Below are 20,695 nucleotides of genomic sequence, written 5' to 3' on the forward strand. Positions count from 1 at the left end.
TTCGGTCGCGGCGGCAATTTGGCTACAGGCACCTCCAGCCTGTGGACAAACGGTTCTCCACAGCCTGGGATAGGAGCAGGTCGTCCACAACAGGGAGGCACGGGCAGATGGCAGCTGAACAAATGGCTGACCGGGGCACGGATCCCGGCCGCACTCCGCCCGCGCGACCGCTGGACACCACCGACCGCGCGATCCTGCGCATCCTCCAGACGGACGGCCGGGCCTCGGTACGAGCGGTCGCAGAGCGTGTCCACGTGTCACGGGCCAACGCGTACGCCCGGATCAACCGGCTGGTCGAGGACGGCGTCATCCGTGGTTTCAGCGCCCGCGTGAATCACGAACGGGCGGGAGAGACGGCCTCCGCCTACATCACGCTCAAGATCGTCCAGAATTCATGGCGCACCGTCCGCGAACAGCTCCAGGCCCTGCCGGGCGCCACCCACATCGCGCTGGTAAGCGGCGACTTCGATGTCCTGCTGCTCGTCCACACCCCGGACAATCAGGCCCTGCGCGAGCTGGTCCTCACCCGGATCCAGGCCATACCGGAGGTGCTCTCCACCCGCACCCTGCTGGTGTTCGAGGAGACCGACCTGGGCCCTCGGCCGGACCGCCCGGCGGAACTCGCCTGAGAGGCGCCGCCGTGTCCGTTTCACGCGAGGGACCAGGGGTTCAGCCGGCGCGCATGCCGTCGAAAGCGAGCCGGACGACCGTGTCGGCGAGCTGATCGGCCTCCGGGGAACCGCCCTGCTGCGGCCGGTACCACTCGACCAGCGAGTTCACCATGCCGAAGAGCAGCCGGGTGGCCAGGCGTATGTCCACGTCGGCACGCAGGTCGCCCTCCGCCACTGCGGCCTTGAGCAGTTCGGACACCCGCTGGTCGAACTCACGCCGCCGCTCCAGGGCCCAGCGCTCGGTCTTGGTGTTGCCGCGCACCCGAAGCAGCAGCGTGACGTACGGCAACTCGCCCATGAGGACCTCGACCGTGCGGCGGGTGACGTACTCGACCCGGTCGATCGCCCGCCCCCGCGTCGCCCCGGCCTCGTCGAGAATGCCGAAGAGCCCGTCGAGCGCCCGGCTGACCGCCCGCCGCAGCAGCTCCTCCTTGCCCGCCACGTGGTGGTAGATGGAGGATTTGGAGATGCCCGCCGCCTTGGAGAGATGCTCCATGGACGTGCCGTCGTAGCCGCGCTCGTTGAAGACGCGGACGGCAACGGTGAGGAGCGTCTCCGGGGTGTACGTGTCCCGCTTGGGCGTGGTCATGTCCGCGATCCTCCCCCATGAGTTGTCCACAGGTTCCTTGGGCCCCTTGTCCCGACCGATCGTTCGGTTACTCTAACTCCGTCCGTACTTACCCGCCCGGCTCGACGAGGAGTTGGTCCGTGATGGCCGCCGCGCTTTCCCCCGAGAAGCTGTCCGAGATCCACCGCCCGACGCTCGACCAGGCACTCGACGCGATCCGCACGCGCGCCTACTGGTCCCCGCACCCCGAGCACCCGAAGGCCTACGGCGAGGACGGTCTCCCCGGCAGCCTCGGCGCCGCCGAGGGCAAAGCCGCGTTCGACGCGGTGCTCAACACCCGCCTCGACCTCGGGCAGCCCGGAACCGACGGCTGGACCGGCGGGGAGATCTCGCCCTACGGGCCCGAGCTCGGCGTCGAGTACCCGCACGCCGATCCGGACGTCCTGCTCCCGGCCATGCGCGCCGCCATGGGGTCCTGGCGTGCGGCAGGGCCCGAGACGCGGGCGCTGGTCTGCCTGGAGATCCTCGCGCGTATCAGCGGACGTACACACGAACTGGCTCACGCGGTGATGCACACCAGCGGGCAGGCCTTCATGATGGCCTTCCAGGCCGGCGGCCCGCACGCCCAGGACCGCGGCCTCGAGGCGGTCGCTTACGCCTACGTGGAGCAGACGCGCACGCCGCGCACCGCGGACTGGTCCAAGCCACAGGGAAAGCGCGACCCGCTCCAGCTGCACAAGTCGTTCACGGCCGCCGGGCGCGGTGTCTCGCTGATGATCGGCTGCAACACCTTCCCCACCTGGAACGGCTACCCGGGCCTCTTCGCGTCGCTCGCGACCGGCAATCCCGTGCTGGTCAAGCCGCACCCGCGAGCCGTCCTGCCGCTCGCCCTGACCGTCCAGCTCGCACGCGAGGTGCTCGCGGAGGCGGGATTCGACCCCAACCTCGTCGCACTCGCGACCGAGCGCCCGGGCGAGGGCATCGCCAAGACGCTGGCGGTGCGGCCCGAAATCAAGATCATCGACTACACGGGGTCCACGGCCTTCGGTGACTGGCTGGAGGCCAACGCCCAACAGGCCCAGGTCTACACGGAGAAGGCCGGCGTCAACACCATCGTCCTCGACTCCACGGACGACTACCGGGGCATGCTGTCCAACCTGGCCTTCTCGCTCTCCCTCTACAGCGGCCAGATGTGCACCACCCCACAGAATCTGCTGATCCCCAAGGACGGGATCAGCACGGACGCCGGTGACAAACCCTACGAGACCGTGGTGGCGGACATCGCCGACGCGGTGAGCGGACTCCTCGGTGACGACGCCCGCGCCAACGGGCTGCTCGGCGCCCTGGTGAATCCCGACGTCAAGGCCCGGCTGGAGGCGGCATCGGGTCTGGGCGACGTGGCCCTCGCCTCACGCCAGGTGGCCAACCCCGACTTCCCCGACGCCGTGGTGCGTACGCCGGTCGTCGTTAAGCTCGACGGCACCGAGCCCGACAAGGGGGCGGCCTATCTCTCCGAGTGCTTCGGCCCGGTCTCGTTCGCGGTCTCGGTCGAGTCGACCGAAGCCGCTGTTGACCTGCTGCGCCGCACGATCCGGGAGAAGGGCGCCATGACCGTCGGCGCCTACACCACCTCACGCGAGGTGGAACGCGCGATCGAGGACGTCTGCTTCGAGGAGTCGGCTCAGCTCTCGCTGAACCTCACCGGCGGAGTGTTCGTCAACCAGACCGCTGCGTTCTCCGACTTCCACGGCTCGGGCGGCAACCCGGCGGCCAACGCGGCGCTGTGCGACGGAGCGTTCGTGTCCAACCGGTTCCGGGTGGTCGAGGTCCGCCGACAGGCCTGAGGCACCGCGCGAAACCGGGTGGCCGCTGACCGGCTTGCGCTCCTCGGGGCTCGACGAGCAAGGAGCGCGGAGCGCGGACACGGGTCATGACAGGAGTCAGGAACGTGACCGGTGGAGCGGGGACCCACTCCACCGGTCACAGGCCCCGTGGGTCCGGATCCGGGATGTCCGCGTACCGCTGCACCCAGGCGTGCATGGCGATGGCTGCGGCGGCGCCGGCGTTGATCGACCGCGTCGAGCCGAACTGCGCGATCGAGCACACCATCGAAGCGTGCTCACGCGCCGCTTCCGTGAGTCCAGGGCCCTCCTGACCGAACAGCAGCACACACCTGCGCGGCAGCTCGGTTCGCTCCAGCGGTACGGCCCCGGGAAGGTTGTCGATGCCGATGATCGGCAGCCCCTCGGCCTCCGCCCAGGCGGTCAGATCCGCTGTGTCGGGGTGGTGGCGCACATGCTGGTAGCGGTCGGTGACCATTGCTCCCCGGCGGTTCCAGCGCCGCCGCCCCACGATGTGGATCTCCTTCGCGAGGAAGGCGTTGGCGGTGCGCACGACTGAGCCGATGTTGAAGTCATGGCTCCAGTTCTCCACCGCCACATGGAAGTCGTGCCGCCGGAGGTCGAGATCGGCGACGATCGCCTCCCTCGTCCAGTAGCGGTAGGCGTCGCCCACGTTGCGCCGGTCACCGTTCGCGAGAAGCCCGGGGTCGTAGCGTTCCCCCTCGGGCCATGGCAGCGGATGGGGCCCGACACCGATCTCGTTGCCGTACCCGTCGTCGTACTGGGCCGGTTCCGCGGACGGATCGGGCGCCTGTTTCGACGGTGGCTCTTCTGTACTGCCGGTCTCGCTGGTCACCGGACGAGCGTATGGCCATCGCCTCCGCCGCCGCGCGGGGCCTCCCCCTGGCCCACGGCGGGGCTTCGCTGTGCGGGCACGATACGCCTGCCCTGCGAAGGCCGGTGGAGGAGGCGTCGTCGGCCGAGCGCGACCGTGCGCCCCAGCCAGACGAGGAAGACCGTGGGCAGGAAGACCGCGTCCGCGGCGATCATCGCCATCGAGAAGAACGGCAGTCCCAGCAGGACGGCGATCCCCGCGTGTTCAGCGATCATGAGAACCAGCAGGACGTTCTTGACGCGCCGGTTGAACAGCGTGAAGGGGAAGGCCACCTGCACGATGACCGTGGCGTACGTCATCACCATGATCGCCAGGGCGCTGGAGGCCACGAGCCCCGAGAGGCCCGGCCACGGGGCGAAGTAGTCCAGCTTGAGCGGGTAGTAGGTCGCGGTACCGTCCTGCCAACGGGAGCCCTGGATCTTGTACCAGCCGGCGGTCGAGTAGATCAGGCACACCTCCGCCATGATCACGAGCAGTGCGAAGTTGTGTGCGAGATTGGCCAGGACGTCAAGGAGCGTTCGCAGCTCATGCTCCGGCGCGTACCGGCTCAGGGCCCACCAGGCACCGTTGCCGATCCAGAGCACCCACAGGACGGCGGGCAGCCACCAGGTACCGCCCAGTCCGCCCATCAGCGTGGCGGGCAGCAGCACCGCGCCTAGGACGCCCCACAGGAGCGGCCCGGCCACGTCCCGGGACGGCCCGAACCCCTCCGCGAGGCGCGCGGCGTTCCGCCCCGCGCGCCGGGCGTCGAGGGACCAGACCCGCGCGCAGCGCGTCAGGACCAGGTAGATCGCCATGAGATGAATGACGTTGTCGCCACCGTCGCCCATGAAGATGCTGCGGTTCTGGAGGGACAGCACGCCTGCCATGAACAGCACCGACGTGATCCGCGTCCGCCAGCCGGTCATCAGCAGCGCGGCCGAAACCAGCGTGAGCGCGTAGACGGTCTCGAACCAGACCGTGCTGTCCGACCACATCAGCACGGTGAAGGCGCCGTTGTCGGAAAGGAGCCCGCGTGCCATGTCCCAGCTCCACGGCCCGCCGGGTCCGTAGAGCTCGTGACGATGAGGCAGCTCGCGCAGCAGGAACAGCAGGCACGTCGCGGAGATCCCGATCCGGACGACGGCGCTCTGATAGGCACCGAGAGGGCCTTCGGTGACGCGCTGGACGGCCCGGGCCACCGAGCTGGCGGTGTTCGCGGGGACGCCGGCCGCGGCGGAAGCGCTCACCGCTTCGCCCTCCCGTCGCGCGTGATCTTCTCCGTCGTGTGCGTACCGGGAAGGTCGGACGGCGTGACGATCCACCAGGGGAGTACCCGGTAGCTGGGATCGGTGCTGATCTTCTCGTCGCTCCACGACGGGGCTCCCAAGGAACGTACGGCGGACCGCACCTGTATCCGTTCGACCTTGCCGGGAAGGTCGTGGTCGGCCAGACGCAACATCACGATGCGTCGGATGTAGCGTTCGGACAGGTCTCCGCGAAGGCCGTTGGAACGGTTCTCGCTGTCGTGGGACCCGGTGAAGAAGTCCCAGGCGCGACGCAGCTCGTTCTGGTCGACATGGCTGGGAAGAACATTGCCGCGTATCGCCGCCCCGTCTTCCTGCGACAGGTCGATCCAGCGAGTGGTCGCGGGGCCGTCGGCACCCGCCACCTCGGCGCGCACCTGGACGGAGATGTTCTGCTGGAGCGGATTGGGAGCGAACAGCTTCCAGTTCTGTTCGAACTCGGGGTAGACCCAGTCGTCGACCACCCGGCCGTGCTGCTTCGTCAGCGTGTTGGACGGCGCGACGTGCAGGAAGATCATGGCGATGTGCCCGCATGCCAGCACACCCATGACGGCCAGCGCGATCGCTGCGACGACCTGGTACGGGAGTGGAAGTCCGGATATGCCGCCCCCGCTCGGACGCCCGGCCGGCCCGTCGGGTAGCGACGAGGCGCCGACAGGCTCCTCGGTGGCGAGCGAAGCCGTGGGCTCCGGACGGGCAACCGGGGGCGGGGCCTGTATCCGCGCAGGCACATCGTCCGCCCGCGGCACGGCGACGTCGTCGTCCGGGGTCGGGGCGGCTACCGGCCGGCTGGGAGGTTCCTCGTTCCGTCCGGCGCCCCGACCCGCGTCCGGATCACAGTCCCGAGCAGGGTCCGGGTGGTTCGTCCCGGACCAGGAGCGCTTCTTGTCGCTTCCGGCGCCCCCACCGAGCTCCGCATCCATGCCGCCCCGTTCACCGTCGATCACCAATCAGTTATCCACAGGGTTGACACCCTACGGGCCCCCGACTCACCATTGAAGCCAAGGAACCGAACGATCGGTCGGTAGGGAGCCCGGGATGGCGGCATTGACTGCGGACCAGACGACGCAGAGGACAGCGGGCGCGGCGGACCCGATGGACGCGGAGCGCACCGCGGCCTTCGACGCCGCGGTGGCGGCCGACGACCGGATCGAGCCCCGGGACTGGATGCCCGACGCCTACCGGGCCACGCTGGTCCGCCAGATGGCCCAGCACGCGCACTCCGAGATCATCGGCATGCAGCCCGAGGCCAACTGGATCTCGCGGGCGCCCTCTCTGCGCCGCAAAGCGATCCTGATGGCGAAGGTGCAGGACGAGGCAGGTCACGGCCTCTATCTGTACAGCGCCGCCGAGACGCTGGGGACCAGCCGCGAGGAGCTGCTCGACAAGCTGCACGCCGGCCGTCAGCGCTATTCGTCGATCTTCAATTACCCGACACTGACCTGGGCGGACGTCGGCGCGATCGGCTGGCTGGTGGATGGCGCGGCGATCACCAACCAGGTCCCGCTCTGCCGGTGCTCCTACGGACCGTACGCACGGGCGATGGTCCGCATCTGCAAGGAGGAGTCCTTCCACCAGCGCCAGGGTTACGAACTGCTGCTCGCCCTCAGCCGGGGCACCTCCGCCCAGCACGAAATGGCGCAGGACGCGGTGAACCGCTGGTGGTGGCCCTCCCTGATGATGTTCGGCCCGCCCGACGACTCCTCATCGCATTCCGCCCAGTCGATGGCCTGGAAGATCAAGCGCCACTCCAACGACGAGCTGCGCCGACGCTTCGTGGACATCTGTGTCCCGCAGGCAGAGGCACTGGGGCTCAGCCTCCCCGACCCGGACATCCGGTGGAACGAAGACCTCGGACAGCACGACTACGGGGCGATCGACTGGACGGAGTTCCAGGAGGTCCTCAAGGGCAACGGCCCCTGCAACGAACAGCGGCTCGCCCAGCGACGCACCGCGCACGAGGAAGGCGCGTGGGTTCGCGACGCGGCGGCTGCATACGCACACAAGCACGCGGCACGGACCGGAACCGCCGGCGCCACCGCACAGCCCGTGGAGGCGACCGCATGAGCAGCTCGACCGACTGGCCGCTGTGGGAGGTGTTCGTGCGATCCCGGCGCGGGCTGTCCCACACCCACGCGGGCAGCCTGCACGCGCCGGACGCCGAAATGGCCCTGCGCAACGCCCGTGATCTGTACACCCGCCGTTCGGAGGGCGTCTCCATCTGGGTCGTGCCCTCCACCGAGGTCACCGCTTCGTCACCTGACGAGAAGGACTCGTTCTTCGAACCCGCCGGGGACAAGCCCTACCGCCACCCCACCTTCTACGAGATCCCGGAAGGGGTGAAGCACCTGTGAGCGCGGCCCTCGCCCTCGGCGACGACGCGCTGGTGCTCTCGCACCGGCTTGGGGAGTGGGCCGGTCACGCCCCCGTGCTGGAGGAGGAAGTCGCGCTGGCCAACATCGCCCTGGATCTGCTCGGGCAAGCGCGCATGCTGCTCTCGTTCGTCGGTGACGAGGACGAGCTGGCCTTTCTCCGCGAGGAGCGGGCCTTCCGCAACGTCCAGCTGGTGGAGCAGCCCAACGGCGACTTCGCCCACACGATCGCCCGGCAGCTCTACTTCTCGGTCTACCAGCACTGCCTTTACGAGCGGCTGGCCGCCGGGGAGGGCGAGTTCGCCGACCTCGCGGCCAAGGCCGTCAAGGAGGTCGCCTATCACCGTGACCATGCCGAGCAGTGGGTTCTGCGACTCGGCGACGGCACTCCGGAGAGCCACGACCGCATGCAGCTGGGTCTGGACTCTCTGTGGAAGTTCACCGGCGAGCTGTTCGAGCCCGTCGAAGGTGTGGACGTCGAGTGGCAGACGCTGCGCGACGCCTGGCTGGCCGCTGTCACCACGGTGGTGGAACGCGCGACCCTCGCTCTGCCGTCCGGCCCGCAAAGCGGCGCATGGGCCGCGGGAGCGGGCAGGCAGGGCCTGCACACGGAGCCGTTCGGACGGATGCTCGCCGAGATGCAGCATCTGCACCGCAGCCACCCGGGGGCGTCATGGTGACCTCCGAGACACCCCTGGAGGCGGAGCTCCACCGCCTGGCGGGCTCCGTGCCCGATCCGGAACTCCCGGTCCTCACCCTCGATGAGCTCGGGGTCCTCCGCGGTGTGCGGGCCGACAGTCCGGACCGGGTTGTCGTGCGCCTGACGCCTACGTACACAGGCTGCCCCGCCATCGAGACGATGTCGGCCGACATCGAACGGGTACTGCACGATCACGGTGTGGCCGAGGTATCGGTCGTCACCGTCCTCGCTCCGGCCTGGTCGACGGATGACATCAGCGACGAGGGACGCCGCAAACTCGCGGAGTTCGGGATAGCGCCGCCGCGTCCCGGTGGCAGTGCGGGCGGCCCGGTGCCGCTGACGCTCTCCGTTCGCTGCCCGCACTGCGGCTCCACGGACACCGAACTGCTGAGCAGGTTCTCCTCCACGGCGTGCAAGGCGCTGCGCCGGTGCGTGGCGTGCCTGGAACCGTTCGACCACTTCAAGGAGTTGTAGATGTTCCATCCGCTCCGGGTCAGCGCGATCGAACGGATCACGGACGACGCGGTGGCCGTCACCCTCGCCGTGCCGTCCGAACTGCGCGAGACCTTCCGCCACAGGCCCGGCCAGCACCTGAACGTGCGCTACAGCGCCGGCGGCGAAGAGATCCGCCGGTCGTACTCGATCTGTGCGCCCGCCACCGAGCAGCCGGACGCCCCGGCGCTGCGCGTGGGCATCCGCATGGTCGACGGGGGCGCGTTCTCCACCTACGCCATCAAGGAGCTTGCGGTCGGTGACCGGATCGAGGCGATGGCACCGATGGGCCGCTTCGTCCTCGATCCACGCCCCGGGCACTTCGCGGCGATCGTCGGCGGCAGCGGCATCACACCTGTGCTGTCGATCGCCGCGACACTGCTCGCACGCGAGCCCAAGGCCCGCTTCTGTCTGGTCCGGAGCGACCGGACGGCCGCTTCGACGATGTTCCTCGACGAGGTGGCCGACCTCAAGGACCGTTATCCGGACCGCTTCCAGCTCGTGACCGCGCTGTCGCGCGAGGAGCAGGCTGCCGGTCTTCCCTCGGGCCGGCTGGACCGCGAGCGCCTCACCGGTCTGCTGCCGTCCCTGCTGTCGGTACCCGACGTGGACGGCTGGTTCCTGTGCGGACCCTTCGGCCTGGTCCGGGAGGCCGAAGGCGCGCTTCGCACCCTCGGGGCGGACCGGGCGCGGATCCATCAGGAGATCTTCCACGTCGCCGATGAGGGGACCGGACGTCCACCGGCGGCCCGGGGGACCGCTCCGGCGGAGAGCAGGCTCACGGCGACCCTCGACGGGCGATCGGGCAGCTGGCCCGTCCAGGACGGGGAATCGTTGCTGGACACGGTGCTGCGAAGCCGCGCGGACGCTCCGTACGCCTGCAAGGGCGGAGTCTGCGGGACCTGCCGGGCGTTCCTGGTATCGGGCGACGTACGAATGGAGCGCAACTACGCGCTCGAGCCGGAAGAGACCGGCGCTGGGTTTGTTCTGGCCTGCCAGTCACACGCCGTCACCCCGGAAGTGGAGATCGACTTCGACCGCTGACGGCCCACGCGACACCTGGATCCGCGGTGTCCAAGCTGTCAGTGGTCCGCCCGCCAGGGCAGGGGCGAGGGCCGCCGAGACGTGGCGGCCATGGCCCGAGCATGGGCCGCCAGGAGCCCGCCGTACCGGGCCGCCGCAGAGGCCGCCCCACCACGGCGGGCGTTCAAGGACCGGCCGTCAGAGGACGAAAGCCGAGTCCCCGTTGTCTGTGACCATCGGACGCCCGGCGCCGTCCCAGGCGAGCATGCCGCCATCGATGTTCACCGCGTCGATGCCCTGCTGCACCAGGTACTGGGTCACCTGGGCGGACCGCCCTCCAACCCGGCACATCACGTGCACACGCCGACCTCCGTCGGCCGCTTCGGTCAGCTCACCGAAGCGGCCGACGAAGTCGCTCATGGGGATGTGCAGAGCCCCCTCGACGTGCCCCGCCGCCCACTCGTCGTTCTCCCGGACGTCGAGCACGAGGCCGTCCGACGGAACCGCGGCGACATCCACCGAGGGCAGCGGAGCGAAATTCATGGGTCTTGCCTTCTCTCGTACGTACGCCAAGTCAGTCGAAACGCTACTGCACCAGGCCCGCCAGCTCCGCCTCGCGCTGGGCCACCTCGCCCAGGAGCTTCTCACCGATGTCGTCCAGGAGACGGTCGGGATCGTCGGGCGCCATCCTCAGCATCGAGCCGATCGCGCTGTCCTCCAGTTCCTTGGCCAGAACCGTCAGCAGCTCCTTGCGGCGGCTGAGCCAGTCCAGCCGTGCGTAGAGCTCCTCGCTCTCGCTGAGTCGCAGCTCCGGTGCCACCGGACCGGCCGCCCACTCGGCCGCCAGTTCCTTGAGCAGTTCCACGTCGCCACGTCCGTAGGCCGCGTTGACCCGGGCGATGAACTCGTCCCGTCGCGTGCGCTCCTTCTCGTCCGGCGCCAGATCCGGGTGGGCCTGGCGAGCCAGCTCGCGGTAGAGCTTGCGCGCCTCCTCGCTCGGCCTGACCCGCTTGGGCGGCCGGACAGGCTGCTCGGTGAGCATTGCCGAGGCCTCGGGCGAAAGACCGTCCGAGTCCATCCAGTCGTGGAAGAGCTCGTCGACCCCGGGCATCGGCATCACGATCGCCCGCGCTTCCTGTGCCCTGCGCACGTCCTCCGGATCACCCGTGATCGCAGCCCGTGCCTCCGCGATCTGGGCGTCGAGCTCGTCCAGACGCGCGTACATCGGGCCGAGCTTCTGGTGGTGCAGCCGGGAGAAGTTCTCCACCTCGACTCGGAAGGTCTCTACGGCGATCTCGAACTCGATCAAGGCCTGCTCGGCCACACGTACGGCCTTCGCGAGCCGCTCCTCCGGCCTGGGCGCGGCAGCCTCGCCCACCGGCGCCTCACCCACGTCGGCGGGCGTGTCCGCCGACGGATCAGCACCCGCTCCACCGGCCTCGGTGCTGTCCCGCTGCCCGCGGTCGCTGTCCGCCCGCAGGTCACCCTGCGACGCGTCCTGCGCGTACTGCGGCTCGTCCTGCCGGTCCTGGTCCTGCCGGTCTTCGTCGTTCCGGGTGGTCGGCACCCCGGCGGCTTCGTGGGTCACCCGTCCAGCGTATGGCCACGGCCGGCGCCCCGGGGACACGAGGTCACGGCACGGGCCGGTCAGACACCGAGCTCGGCGGCTATTCGCCCGGATCCGACAGCCCTGACGAGTTCGGCGTGATCCGCCTCGGTCCTGTCGGCGTAGGTCACGGCGAAATCGGCGACCGCCTCGTCCAGCTCGGCGTTCTTACCGCAGTAGCCCGCGAGCAGCCTGGGGTCCGCGGTGTGCGCATGCGCACGGGCGAGCAGCGCCCCGGTCATCCGTCCGTAGTCGTCCACCTCGTCCGCCGCGAGCGCGGCCGGATCCACACTGCCCTTGCGGTTCCTGAACTGGCGCACCTGGTACGGCCTGCCGTCGACTTCGGCCCAGCCGAGCAATATGTCGCTGACGACCTGCATCCGCTTCTGGCCGAGCACCACCCGACGCCCTTCGTGCTGCACGCCCGGCACGTCGAAGCCCACTTGGGGGAGATAGGGCGAGAGGGCCGAGGGGCGGGCCTCCTTCACCTGCAGCACCAAGGGCTCGCCGCGGTGATCGAGCAGCAGCACCACGTAGGACCGAGTCCCCACACTGCCCGTGCCGACCACCCGGAAGGCCACGTCGTGGATCGCGTACCGGGCCAGCAGGGGCACCCTGTCCTCGGAGACCGTGCCGAGGTAACCCTCGAGCCCCGCTGCCACCGCGGCTGCCTCCACGTCCGGCACGCGTCGCAGTACGGGCGGCGCATCGACGAAACGGCGACCGCCGTCCTCGCAGTCCTCTGTCGACCTGGCGGCGAAGCGGGCACTCGTGTTGTTGCGAGCCTTGGCCGACACCCGCTCCAGCGTCCCGAGCAGATCGCGGGCATCCGTGTGGGAAACGAGTTCCTCGTCCGCGATGGCGTTCCACGCGTCGAGTGCGGACAGCCTGGCCAGCAGACGCATCGTGCGCCGGTACGCACCCACCGTGTCGAAAGCACCCTGTCGGCAGGTGTCCTCGTCGGCCCCGGCTTCGCGCCCCGCGAGTACCAGCGAGGTGGCAAGGCGCTTGAGGTCCCACTCCCAAGGGCCGAAAACGGTCTCGTCGAAATCGTTGAGGTCGATGACCAGGTTGCCCCGAGCATCGCCGTACAGGCCGAAGTTCGCCGCGTGGGCGTCTCCGCAGAGCTGGGCGCCGACACCCGTGAACGGCGTACCAGTCAGGTCGTGGGCCATCAGTCCGGCCGAACCTCGCAGGAACGCGAAGGGGGTCGCGGCCATCCGCCCCACACGTATCGGTGTCAGACCAGGCACCCGGCCCAGGTTCGACTCCTCGACGGCCTGCACCGCGTCCGGTCTTCCCGGTGGCAGGACCAGGGAACTGTGCTCCGAGCGGGGCACTTCGAGCCTCAGCGCCTTACCCGCCGCCTTACGTGACGCCGCGCCCGGGCCGGACGGCCGCACACCGGCCTCGGCGCGCCGTGCGAACCCGGGCACGAACGGGATACGTGGCTCTCCCGCAGTCCGCTGTACCGACACCCTCGCCTCGACCTCACCCATGGAGCTCCGCCTCCCCCGCCTCGTGCAGTCGTCATCCCAACATCAACTGCGGACGACGGTACAGGCGGTGCATGACGACCGTCTGCCCCTGTGGACAACGTGAAGCGAGCCTGTGGACAACCGTCCGGCGACCGCCCGTCCGCCCGGAGGCCGGAGCCACGGCCGACGCGCGCGGGCGGGAGGCGTACGCCCGCGCCGACAAGCGCCGAGCGATCGGCCTGCGGGCAGGCGGTGCCGCTCCCGAGGTACCGCCCGACGACAACAGCCGTCGACGCCCGATGGGTCGCAACGCCGACCGCCTCCTCCATCTCCTCCTCGGCCGAGGAGGCTGTGGAAGAGGCCGTGGGAGAGGCTGTGAGAGAGGCCGGCGAGGAGATGCACGCAACCGCCACCACCCGCTCCCGCTCCGCGGCGTCGCGAAGCCGCTTCGCCTCCACCAGACCCGCGGGCCCTACCTCTGCAAGGCCGGAAACGAACCACAGCGCCAGCACGAGTACATGGCCACCCAGCGCGCGACCGCCGAAGTACACGTGGCTGCGCACACCCTCGACGAAGCCCGCACCGTTCCAGAAGGCGTGGACGGAGCCGAAGAAGCCGGGCCTGGAGCTCGGGCCGGAAGATGCTCCCGAAACTGTCATCCACCGCGATCTCGCAGCCGATCCGCTGCCACACCTCGACACCCCGGGCACCCCGCGCGAGGACTCCGAGTTCGTCCAGAACTACCTGGAAAAGGTGCTTACGGGCTTGCTGGGCGCCGAAGTGGACTTCATCGTGCCGGAGTTGACCTTGGTCCACTCCAAGCCCGAGATGGCCGAACTCATCCTCCTCACGGACGCGTCCCGCACGCAGGTGTTCGCGGACGCCAAGGGGGAAGGCTAAGGCCCTCGCAACACGCCTGGCGGCCTGATGCGGGCGGCGCCGACTCACCCACGGCCGCCACCTGCCGTGGGCACACGCCCCCAGCAACTCCGCGCGGTTCGCAGGTTCACCCGCGAGAAGGCTCACAAACTGGGACACGCGAAACGCCCCTTCGGTACGGAAGCGACGTTTCACGTGAAACACCTGCCACGCCGACCGCTGCCGCCCCTCACCGCATGCGCGCTTCATCACGGAGACGCTCAAACTCACAAATGCCCGCGCTCTCACCGCACTCGCGGAAGCAACGCTCGCACAATCTCCTGCCGCCGACGAGTCCTGCACTTGAGGCCTGGGGCAGGAAACAGCTGGGCAGGTCCGGTCACCCCCGCCCCGGATCCCTCCGTTCGACAGGCCCCTGCGCGCGCCCCGACGCCGGGTCGCACGCAGGCAGGGCGTACCGGGAGCCGACCAGGGGTGCAGACAACGAAGAACCCCCGCCCCGGATCTCTCCGGTGCGGGGGTTCTCTCTATCAACTCGGCAGCCACAAGCGGCTACCTGTTGTGCGCGAGGGGGGATTTGAACCCCCACGTCCCTAAGGACACTGGCACCTGAAGCCAGCGCGTCTGCCGTTCCGCCACTCGCGCATGAGTGGTGTTTTCAGGCCCTCTCACTGTGAGGTGCGAGCGCCTGGCGACAAACGGAAGATTAGCACGCTGGACTGGGTGGATTCACATCCGTTGTTTCGGCGGACCCACGAAGGGAACCGGGAACGCGGGAAGCCCGCCCCCACTCCTCCTGAGTGCACCCGGAGTGCGGGACACTGTGACGAGGGCACCTCTACGATCCGTGTGAGAGGTGACACTCATCCACTGTGCAGACAAGGGGAACCAGCCGATTTCCCTACGCGTGGATACGATCAGTAAGCAGTACAGGGATGACGACACCGGAGGAGGTGCCCCATGGGAGTCATGAAGCGTTTCGAGCAGCGTCTCGAAGGTCTGGTCAACGGCACCTTCGCCAAGGTCTTCAAGTCCGAGGTGCAGCCGGTCGAGATCGCGGGAGCCCTCCAGCGCGAGTGCGACAACAACGCAACGATCTGGAACCGCGAGCGGACCGTCGTACCCAACGACTTCATCGTCGAGCTAAGCACCCCTGACTACGAGCGCCTCAGCCCGTACTCGGGACAGCTCGGCGACGAGCTGGCGGGTCTCGTTCGTGACTACGCCAAGCAGCAGCGGTACACCTTCATGGGACCGATCAAGGTCCACCTGGAGAAGGCGGACGACCTGGACACCGGTCTCTACCGCGTCCGCAGCAGGACCCTGGCGTCGAGTTCGTCACAGCAGGGCCAGCAGTCCGGCCCCGCCGCCGATGCCCAGTCCAGCCGGCCCGGCGCTCCTCAGGGCCGTGGCGGTTACGGCTACCCTCCGTCCGCCGCTCCGCCCATGCCCGCGGCCCCGCCGCCGGGCTCCGGTCGATCCGGCGGACCTTCCAGCGACTGGCGTCCGCCGGCTCCGTCAGGCCCCGCACCGGACGCCCAGGTCAGGCGCTGGATCGAGATCAACGGCACCCGCCATCAGATCTCCCGCCCGACGTTGGTGATGGGACGAAGCACCGACGCCGATGTGCGGATCGACGACCCCGGCGTATCGCGCCGGCACTGTGAGATCAGGACCGGAACGCCCTCGACGATCCAGGATCTCGGGTCCACCAACGGCATCGTGGTGGACGGGCAGCACACCACCCGCGCTACGCTCCGCGACGGCTCGCGAATCGTCGTGGGCAGTACCACCATCGTTTACCGGCAAGCCGAAGGGTGAAGCGGGGGCAATGTCAGAGCTGACCCTTACGGTCATGCGGCTAGGTTTCCTGGCTGTTCTGTGGCTATTCGTAATCGTGGCCGTCCAGGTCATTCGCAGCGACCTGTTCGGTACGCGTGTCACGCAGCGCGGCTCACGCCGCACCGCGAGTGACACCCGCCCGCAACAGGCTCGCCAACAGCAGGCGGCGCCGCCTCAGCAGCGCCAGCAGTCGGGTCGCCAGCGCCGTGGGGCTCCCACAAAGCTGGTCGTCTCCGAAGGCACTCTCACCGGCACCACGGTCGCGCTCCAGGGGCAGACCATCACCCTGGGCCGGGCACACGACTCAACGATCGTGCTGGACGACGACTACGCGTCCAGCAGGCATGCCAGGATCTACCCGGACCGTGACGGCCAGTGGATCGTCGAGGATCTCGGGTCCACCAACGGCACCTATCTCGACCGGACCCGGCTCACCACCCCGACACCTGTTCCGCTGGGCGCGCCGATCCGCATCGGCAAGACCGTCATCGAGCTGCGGAAGTAGTACGACAATGAGCGAGCGGAGCGAGCGAGCCGCTGCGGTCCTGACGATGGACCCGGCCCGGCTCCCGACCGGAGGGTGGGCAGTGTGGCTCGAGACCGGCTGTACCCCGAACCGACGGGCGAGGTGCGCATGAGCTTGTCCCTGCGCTTCGCCGCCGGATCGCACAAGGGCATGATCAGGGAAGGCAACGAGGACTCCGGTTACGCCGGCCCCCGCCTTCTCGCGATCGCCGACGGTATGGGCGGCCAGGCGGCCGGCGAGGTCGCCAGCTCCGAGGTGATCTCCACTCTGGTCCAGCTCGACGACGACGTCCCGGGCTCCGACATCCTCACGTCACTCGGTACGGCGGTGCAGCGGGCCAACGACCAGCTGCGCGGCATGGTCGAGGAGGATCCCCAGCTGGAGGGCATGGGCACCACGCTCACCGCCCTGCTGTGGACCGGTCAGCGCCTCGGCCTCGTACACGTCGGCGACTCCCGCGCGTACCTCCTGCGTGACGGTGTGCTGACGCAGATCACCCAGGACCACACATGGGTGCAGCGTCTTGTCGACGAGGGCAGGATCACCGAGGAGGAGGCCACCACCCACCCGCAGCGCTCCCTGCTGATGCGGGCCCTGGGCAGCGGCGACCACGTGGAACCCGATCTCTCGGTCCGTGAGGTCCGTGCCGGTGACCGCTACCTGATCTGCTCGGACGGACTCTCCGGGGTCGTCTCGCACCAGACGATGGAAGAGACCCTGGCCAGCTACCAGGGCCCGCAGGAGACCATCCAGGACCTGATCCAGCTCGCACTGCGAGGCGGCGGGCCCGACAACATCACCTGCATCGTCGCGGACGTCTTCGACGTCGACGGCAACGACACCCTGGCAGGGCAGCTCAACGACACCCCGGTCGTCGTCGGCGCGGTCGCGGAGAATCAGGCCGCCCAGGCGAACGACGGCCGGGCCATGGAGACGCCGGCGGGACGCGCGGCAGGCCTCGGCCGCACCGTGCCGCCCCCCGCCGGAGGCTTCGGCCCGCCCGGCAGCGGCGACGACGTGGGCTACGGCTCGGGCCGGGACGACGCCTTCGACGCGTACACCGATGATGACTTCGTGAAGCCTCGTGGCGGCCGCAGGTGGCTGAAGCGGTCGTTCTACATCGTGCTGGCGCTGGCCGTCATCGGCGGCGGGGTGTACGGCGGTTACCGCTGGACCCAGACGCAGTTCTACGTCGGCGCGGAGAACGACAACGTCGCCCTGTACCGCGGCATCAGCCAGGATCTCGCCTGGGTCTCTCTTTCGAAGGTCGAGGAGAACACCCAGATCGAACTGAAGTACCTCCCGCCCTACCAGCGCAAGCAGGTCGAGGCGACCATCGCCGAGGGCAACATCACCGACGCCCGCAAGAAGGTCGGCGAACTCGAAGCACAGGCCTCCGCCTGCAAGAAGGACGCACAGCGCCGTGCGGCCGAGGCGGACGCCAATGCCGCCAAGGACCAGGACGCGGCCAAGACCACCGACAGCACTTCCGCCAAGTCCCCCGCCAAGGGGACCAAGACGACCGCGACTCCCACTCCCGGCCCCAGCCTCTCGGAGGAAGAGAAGAAGCTGGTCCCGCAGTGCGGTAAGCAGTAAAGCCGTAGGGGGCCTTCAGCACCATGAGCGTTGTCACCAACACCACCACCATCGGCGCGATCGACGCGCCCAGCCGTCGCAACACCGAGCTGGTACTCCTCTGCTTCGCGATCGCCATCTCGGTGTTCGCGTACGCCAATGTCGGTCTTGCCATGGACGGCACTCTGCCCTCCGGCATGTTCGGCTACGGACTCGGTCTCGTCTTTCTCGGCGGTGTGGCGCACCTCGTGGTACGCAGATTCGCCACGTATGCGGATCCTCTCCTGCTCCCGGTCGCCACCCTCTTGAACGGCTTGGGCCTCGTCCTGATCTGGCGCCTTGACCAGTCACCCCGGCTGATCCAGCGCGCTGAGTACCGATGGGGTTCCTTCACTCCGGACGCGCCCAAGCAGTTGTTGTACTCGGCCATCGGCGTGGCACTGTTCGTGGCCGTACTGCTCGTGCTCAAGGACCATCGGATCCTGCAGCGCTACACCTACATCTCCATGGTCGTGGCCTTGGTGCTCCTGATCCTGCCGATGTTCTTTCCCGCTGTGAACGGCGCCAAGATCTGGGTCAGTCTCGGTCCTTTCTCCATCCAGCCCGGCGAGTTCGTGAAGATCATCATTGCGGTGTTCTTCTCCGGCTACCTGATGGTGAAGCGCGACGCGCTGGCTCTGGCGAGCCGTCGTTTCATGGGCATCTATCTCCCTAGGGGACGTGACCTCGGACCGATCCTGGTCATCTGGGGACTGTCGATCCTGATTCTGGTCTTCGAGACCGACCTCGGCACATCGCTACTGTTCTTCGGCCTCTTCGTGATCATGCTGTACGTCGCAACGGAACGTACGAGCTGGATCGTCTTCGGCCTGGTGATGTCTGCCGCCGGCGCGGTCGGCGTCGCAACCTTCGAGCCCCACGTCCAGCAGCGTGTCAATGCCTGGCGCGATCCCTTCTCCGACCAGACGCTGCAGCAGACCGACCAGATCGCACAGTCCCTCATGTCCTTCGGTTCCGGCGGAACACTCGGGGCCGGCTGGGGTCAGGGACACTCAGACCTGATCGGGTTCGCAGCCAACGCGGACTTCGTTCTCGCCACCGTGGGAGAAGAGCTCGGCCTCGCCGGGATGATGGCCGTCCTGCTGCTCTACGGTCTGATCGTCGAACGCGGTGTCCGTACCGCGCTCGCCGCGCGTGACCCCTTCGGCAAGCTCCTGGCCATCGGCCTCTCCGGGGCCTTCGCCATCCAGGTCTTCGTCGTCGCCGGCGGTGTCATGGGCCTCATCCCGCTGACCGGTATGACGATGCCGTTCCTCGCGGCAGGCGGTTCGTCCGTCATCGCCAACTGGGCGCTCATCGGCATCCTGATCAGGATCAGCGACACCGCCCGCCGGCCCGCACCTGCCCCCGCACCGTCCCCGGACGCCGAAATGACCCAGGTGGTCCGACCGTGAACAAGCCGCTCCGCAGGATCGCGATCTTCTGCGGCATCCTCGTGCTCGCCCTGCTCGTCCGCACGAACTACGTCCAGTACGTCCGTGCCGACGAACTCAACGCGAACGAGCACAACCGCCGCGTCCAGATCGAGCGCTACGCCCACGAGCGCGGCAACATCATCGTCGACGGCGAACCCGTCACGGGCTCGGTCGAGACCAAGGACAGCGACTTCAAGTACAAGCGGGTATGGAAGAACGGTCCCATGTGGGCTCCCGTCACCGGCTACTCGTCGCAGGCCTTCGACTCCTCGCAGCTGGAGAACATCGAGGACGGCATCCTCACCGGCAACAGCGACCAGTTGTTCTTCGACCGCACGCTGTCGATGTTCACCGGCGAGAAGAAGACCGGCGGGAACATCGTCACCACCCTCGACGCCGCCGCCCAGAAGGCCGCTTTCAAGGGCCTCGGGAACAAGAAGGGCGCCGTCGCCGCTCTCGACCCGCAGACCGGAGCCATCCTGGCGCTCGCCAGCACACCCTCGTACGACCCTTCGGTCTTCGCGGGCAACTCGCTCAAGGACTCGGAGGCTCGGCAGAAGCTCCTGAACGACAAGGACAAGCCGATGCTGAACCGGGCCCTGCGGGAGACCTACCCGCCCGGCTCGACGTTCAAGGTCGTCACCGCGTCCGCGGCGCTCGAGAACGGCCTCTACACCGACATCGACGCGAAGACGGATTCCCCGCTGCCCTGGCGCCTCCCGCAGTCCACCAACCTGCTGCAGAACGAGGGCAGCATCCCCTGCAAGGACGCCTCTCTCCGGGAAGCGCTCCGTTATTCCTGCAACACCGTCTTCGGCAAGATCAGTCACGACCTCGGCAACAAGAAGATGATTGAGCAGGCCGACAAGTTCGGCTTCAACAAAGAGGTCTTCACCCCGGTCCGCGCCGACGCCAGCATCTACCCGAAGGACAACCAGCCGCAGAACGCCATGGCGGGCATCGGCCAGGCGTCCAACCGCGCGACCCCGCTGCAGATGGCCATGGTGGCGTCCGCGATCGCCAACGACGGCAAGCTCATGCAGCCGTACATGGTCGCCCAGCGGCAGGCCCCCAACCTGGACGTCATCTACACGCACGAGAAGGAGCAGCTCAGCCAGCCCCTCTCGGCGGAGAACGCCCAGAAGGTGCAGCAGATGATGGAGACCGTGGTCAAGACCGGCACGGGAACCAACGCCCAGATCGACGGCGTCACCGTCGGTGGCAAGACCGGCACCGCACAGCACGGCCTCAACAACAGTGAGAAGCCGTACGCGTGGTTCATCTCGTACGCCAAGACCGACCATGGTTCCCCGGTCGCCGTGGCCGTGGTAGTCGAGGACGGCCACGCCAACCGGGACGGCATCTCAGGTGGCGGTCTGGCCGCGCCCATCGCCAAGAGCGTGATGCAGGCGGTACTCGACGGAAGGAAGTGACACCTGTCATAACTTCTGTCCACACCCGCACAT

The 20,695-nt window shown here is 68.5% G+C and carries 19 protein-coding genes, 1 tRNA gene and 2 pseudogenes; 13 read left to right on the top strand and 9 right to left on the bottom strand.

Features of this window, described 5'->3' with window-relative positions:
- Nucleotides 1-107: 107 nt before the first annotated feature.
- On the top strand, nucleotides 108-629 hold the full coding sequence (locus ACFU5K_RS19140; protein WP_384062923.1) for an Lrp/AsnC family transcriptional regulator: 522 nt from the start codon (nucleotides 108-110) through the stop codon (nucleotides 627-629).
- Nucleotides 630-669: 40 nt separating this feature from the next.
- Here the strand turns inward: ACFU5K_RS19140 and ACFU5K_RS19145 are convergent, their stop codons facing one another.
- Nucleotides 670-1,260, bottom strand: coding sequence for a TetR/AcrR family transcriptional regulator (locus tag ACFU5K_RS19145; RefSeq protein WP_384062926.1), 591 nt, complete (start codon nucleotides 1,258-1,260; stop codon nucleotides 670-672).
- Nucleotides 1,261-1,382: 122 nt separating this feature from the next.
- On the opposite strand from ACFU5K_RS19145, the gene paaN reads away from it, so the two are divergent.
- A complete protein-coding gene (gene paaN, locus ACFU5K_RS19150; RefSeq protein ID WP_384062928.1) occupies nucleotides 1,383-3,083 on the top strand; it encodes a phenylacetic acid degradation protein PaaN in 1,701 nt (566 codons plus the stop codon).
- A 136-nt stretch (nucleotides 3,084-3,219) separates the two neighbouring features.
- On the opposite strand, the gene ACFU5K_RS19155 is transcribed toward paaN, so the two are convergent.
- The 3 genes from ACFU5K_RS19155 to ACFU5K_RS19165 are packed head-to-tail and all read right to left on the bottom strand — an operon-like array spanning nucleotide 3,220 to nucleotide 6,211.
- On the bottom strand, nucleotides 3,220-3,936 hold the full coding sequence (locus ACFU5K_RS19155) for a TrmH family RNA methyltransferase (RefSeq protein WP_384062930.1): 717 nt from the start codon (nucleotides 3,934-3,936) through the stop codon (nucleotides 3,220-3,222).
- The gene (locus ACFU5K_RS19160; protein ID WP_384062933.1) at nucleotides 3,933-5,204 is read right to left on the bottom strand and encodes an HTTM domain-containing protein; all 1,272 of its coding nucleotides are present in this window, start codon (nucleotides 5,202-5,204) and stop codon (nucleotides 3,933-3,935) included. Before ACFU5K_RS19160 ends, ACFU5K_RS19155 begins: the two co-directional genes overlap by 4 nt.
- On the bottom strand, nucleotides 5,201-6,211 hold the full coding sequence (locus tag ACFU5K_RS19165) for a DUF5819 family protein (protein ID WP_384062936.1): 1,011 nt from the start codon (nucleotides 6,209-6,211) through the stop codon (nucleotides 5,201-5,203). Before ACFU5K_RS19165 ends, ACFU5K_RS19160 begins: the two co-directional genes overlap by 4 nt.
- A gap of 88 nt (nucleotides 6,212-6,299) precedes the next feature.
- On the opposite strand from ACFU5K_RS19165, the gene paaA reads away from it, so the two are divergent.
- Genes paaA through ACFU5K_RS19190 form a run of 5 tightly spaced genes read left to right on the top strand, consistent with a single transcriptional unit; the run spans nucleotide 6,300 to nucleotide 9,869 of the window.
- Entirely contained in the window at nucleotides 6,300-7,328 is a 1,029-nt protein-coding gene (gene paaA, locus ACFU5K_RS19170) for a 1,2-phenylacetyl-CoA epoxidase subunit PaaA (RefSeq protein WP_384062939.1), read from the top strand.
- A complete protein-coding gene (gene paaB / locus ACFU5K_RS19175) occupies nucleotides 7,325-7,615 on the top strand; it encodes a 1,2-phenylacetyl-CoA epoxidase subunit PaaB (protein ID WP_327116884.1) in 291 nt (96 codons plus the stop codon). The genes paaA and paaB overlap by 4 nt, the downstream gene beginning before the upstream one ends.
- Nucleotides 7,612-8,313 carry a 1,2-phenylacetyl-CoA epoxidase subunit PaaC gene (gene paaC, locus ACFU5K_RS19180; protein WP_384062942.1) on the top strand — a complete coding sequence of 234 codons (702 nt, stop codon included), beginning with the start codon at nucleotides 7,612-7,614 and terminating at the stop codon, nucleotides 8,311-8,313. The genes paaB and paaC overlap by 4 nt, the downstream gene beginning before the upstream one ends.
- The gene (gene paaD, locus ACFU5K_RS19185; RefSeq protein WP_384062944.1) at nucleotides 8,307-8,807 is read left to right on the top strand and encodes a 1,2-phenylacetyl-CoA epoxidase subunit PaaD; all 501 of its coding nucleotides are present in this window, start codon (nucleotides 8,307-8,309) and stop codon (nucleotides 8,805-8,807) included. Before paaC ends, paaD begins: the two co-directional genes overlap by 7 nt.
- Nucleotides 8,808-9,869, top strand: a complete 1,062-nt coding sequence (locus ACFU5K_RS19190) for a 2Fe-2S iron-sulfur cluster-binding protein (RefSeq protein WP_384062947.1) — start codon at nucleotides 8,808-8,810, stop codon at nucleotides 9,867-9,869.
- A 177-nt stretch (nucleotides 9,870-10,046) separates the two neighbouring features.
- Here ACFU5K_RS19190 and ACFU5K_RS19195 read toward each other — a convergent pair whose 3' ends face one another.
- The 4 genes and pseudogenes from ACFU5K_RS19195 to ACFU5K_RS19210 form a co-directional block, all read right to left on the bottom strand.
- The gene (locus ACFU5K_RS19195; protein WP_384062949.1) at nucleotides 10,047-10,391 is read right to left on the bottom strand and encodes a rhodanese-like domain-containing protein; all 345 of its coding nucleotides are present in this window, start codon (nucleotides 10,389-10,391) and stop codon (nucleotides 10,047-10,049) included.
- A 43-nt stretch (nucleotides 10,392-10,434) separates the two neighbouring features.
- The gene (locus tag ACFU5K_RS19200) at nucleotides 10,435-11,436 is read right to left on the bottom strand and encodes a J domain-containing protein (RefSeq protein ID WP_384062952.1); all 1,002 of its coding nucleotides are present in this window, start codon (nucleotides 11,434-11,436) and stop codon (nucleotides 10,435-10,437) included.
- Nucleotides 11,437-11,495: 59 nt separating this feature from the next.
- Nucleotides 11,496-12,953: a DUF2252 domain-containing protein gene (locus tag ACFU5K_RS19205; protein WP_384062955.1), complete on the bottom strand. Its 1,458-nt coding sequence runs from the start codon at nucleotides 12,951-12,953 to the stop codon at nucleotides 11,496-11,498.
- A gap of 287 nt (nucleotides 12,954-13,240) precedes the next feature.
- A pseudogene (locus ACFU5K_RS19210) lies at nucleotides 13,241-13,586 on the bottom strand (hypothetical protein); the annotation flags it as partial.
- Between the two features lie 48 nt (nucleotides 13,587-13,634).
- On the opposite strand from ACFU5K_RS19210, the pseudogene ACFU5K_RS19215 reads away from it, so the two are divergent.
- Nucleotides 13,635-13,860, top strand: a pseudogene (locus tag ACFU5K_RS19215) (FMN-dependent NADH-azoreductase); the annotation flags it as partial.
- Between the two features lie 513 nt (nucleotides 13,861-14,373).
- Here the strand turns inward: ACFU5K_RS19215 and ACFU5K_RS19220 are convergent.
- Nucleotides 14,374-14,456 (bottom strand) — tRNA-Leu (locus ACFU5K_RS19220).
- A gap of 315 nt (nucleotides 14,457-14,771) precedes the next feature.
- Here ACFU5K_RS19220 and ACFU5K_RS19225 point away from each other — a divergent pair.
- From ACFU5K_RS19225 to ACFU5K_RS19245, 5 genes are all read left to right on the top strand, one after another.
- Nucleotides 14,772-15,632, top strand: coding sequence for an FhaA domain-containing protein (locus ACFU5K_RS19225; RefSeq protein WP_384062958.1), 861 nt, complete (start codon nucleotides 14,772-14,774; stop codon nucleotides 15,630-15,632).
- A gap of 10 nt (nucleotides 15,633-15,642) precedes the next feature.
- Nucleotides 15,643-16,158 carry an FHA domain-containing protein gene (locus ACFU5K_RS19230; protein WP_327116858.1) on the top strand — a complete coding sequence of 172 codons (516 nt, stop codon included), beginning with the start codon at nucleotides 15,643-15,645 and terminating at the stop codon, nucleotides 16,156-16,158.
- Between the two features lie 129 nt (nucleotides 16,159-16,287).
- Entirely contained in the window at nucleotides 16,288-17,775 is a 1,488-nt protein-coding gene (locus ACFU5K_RS19235; RefSeq protein WP_384062961.1) for a Stp1/IreP family PP2C-type Ser/Thr phosphatase, read from the top strand.
- 23 nt (nucleotides 17,776-17,798) lie between these two features.
- Complete coding sequence (locus ACFU5K_RS19240; RefSeq protein ID WP_384062964.1) at nucleotides 17,799-19,208, top strand: FtsW/RodA/SpoVE family cell cycle protein; 1,410 nt, start codon at nucleotides 17,799-17,801, stop codon at nucleotides 19,206-19,208.
- Complete coding sequence (locus tag ACFU5K_RS19245) at nucleotides 19,205-20,662, top strand: peptidoglycan D,D-transpeptidase FtsI family protein (RefSeq protein WP_384062967.1); 1,458 nt, start codon at nucleotides 19,205-19,207, stop codon at nucleotides 20,660-20,662. Before ACFU5K_RS19240 ends, ACFU5K_RS19245 begins: the two co-directional genes overlap by 4 nt.
- Nucleotides 20,663-20,695 lie beyond the last annotated feature (33 nt).

The sequence above is a fragment of the Streptomyces sp. NPDC057428 genome, assembly GCF_042803195.1.
Lineage (GTDB): Bacteria > Actinomycetota > Actinomycetes > Streptomycetales > Streptomycetaceae > Streptomyces.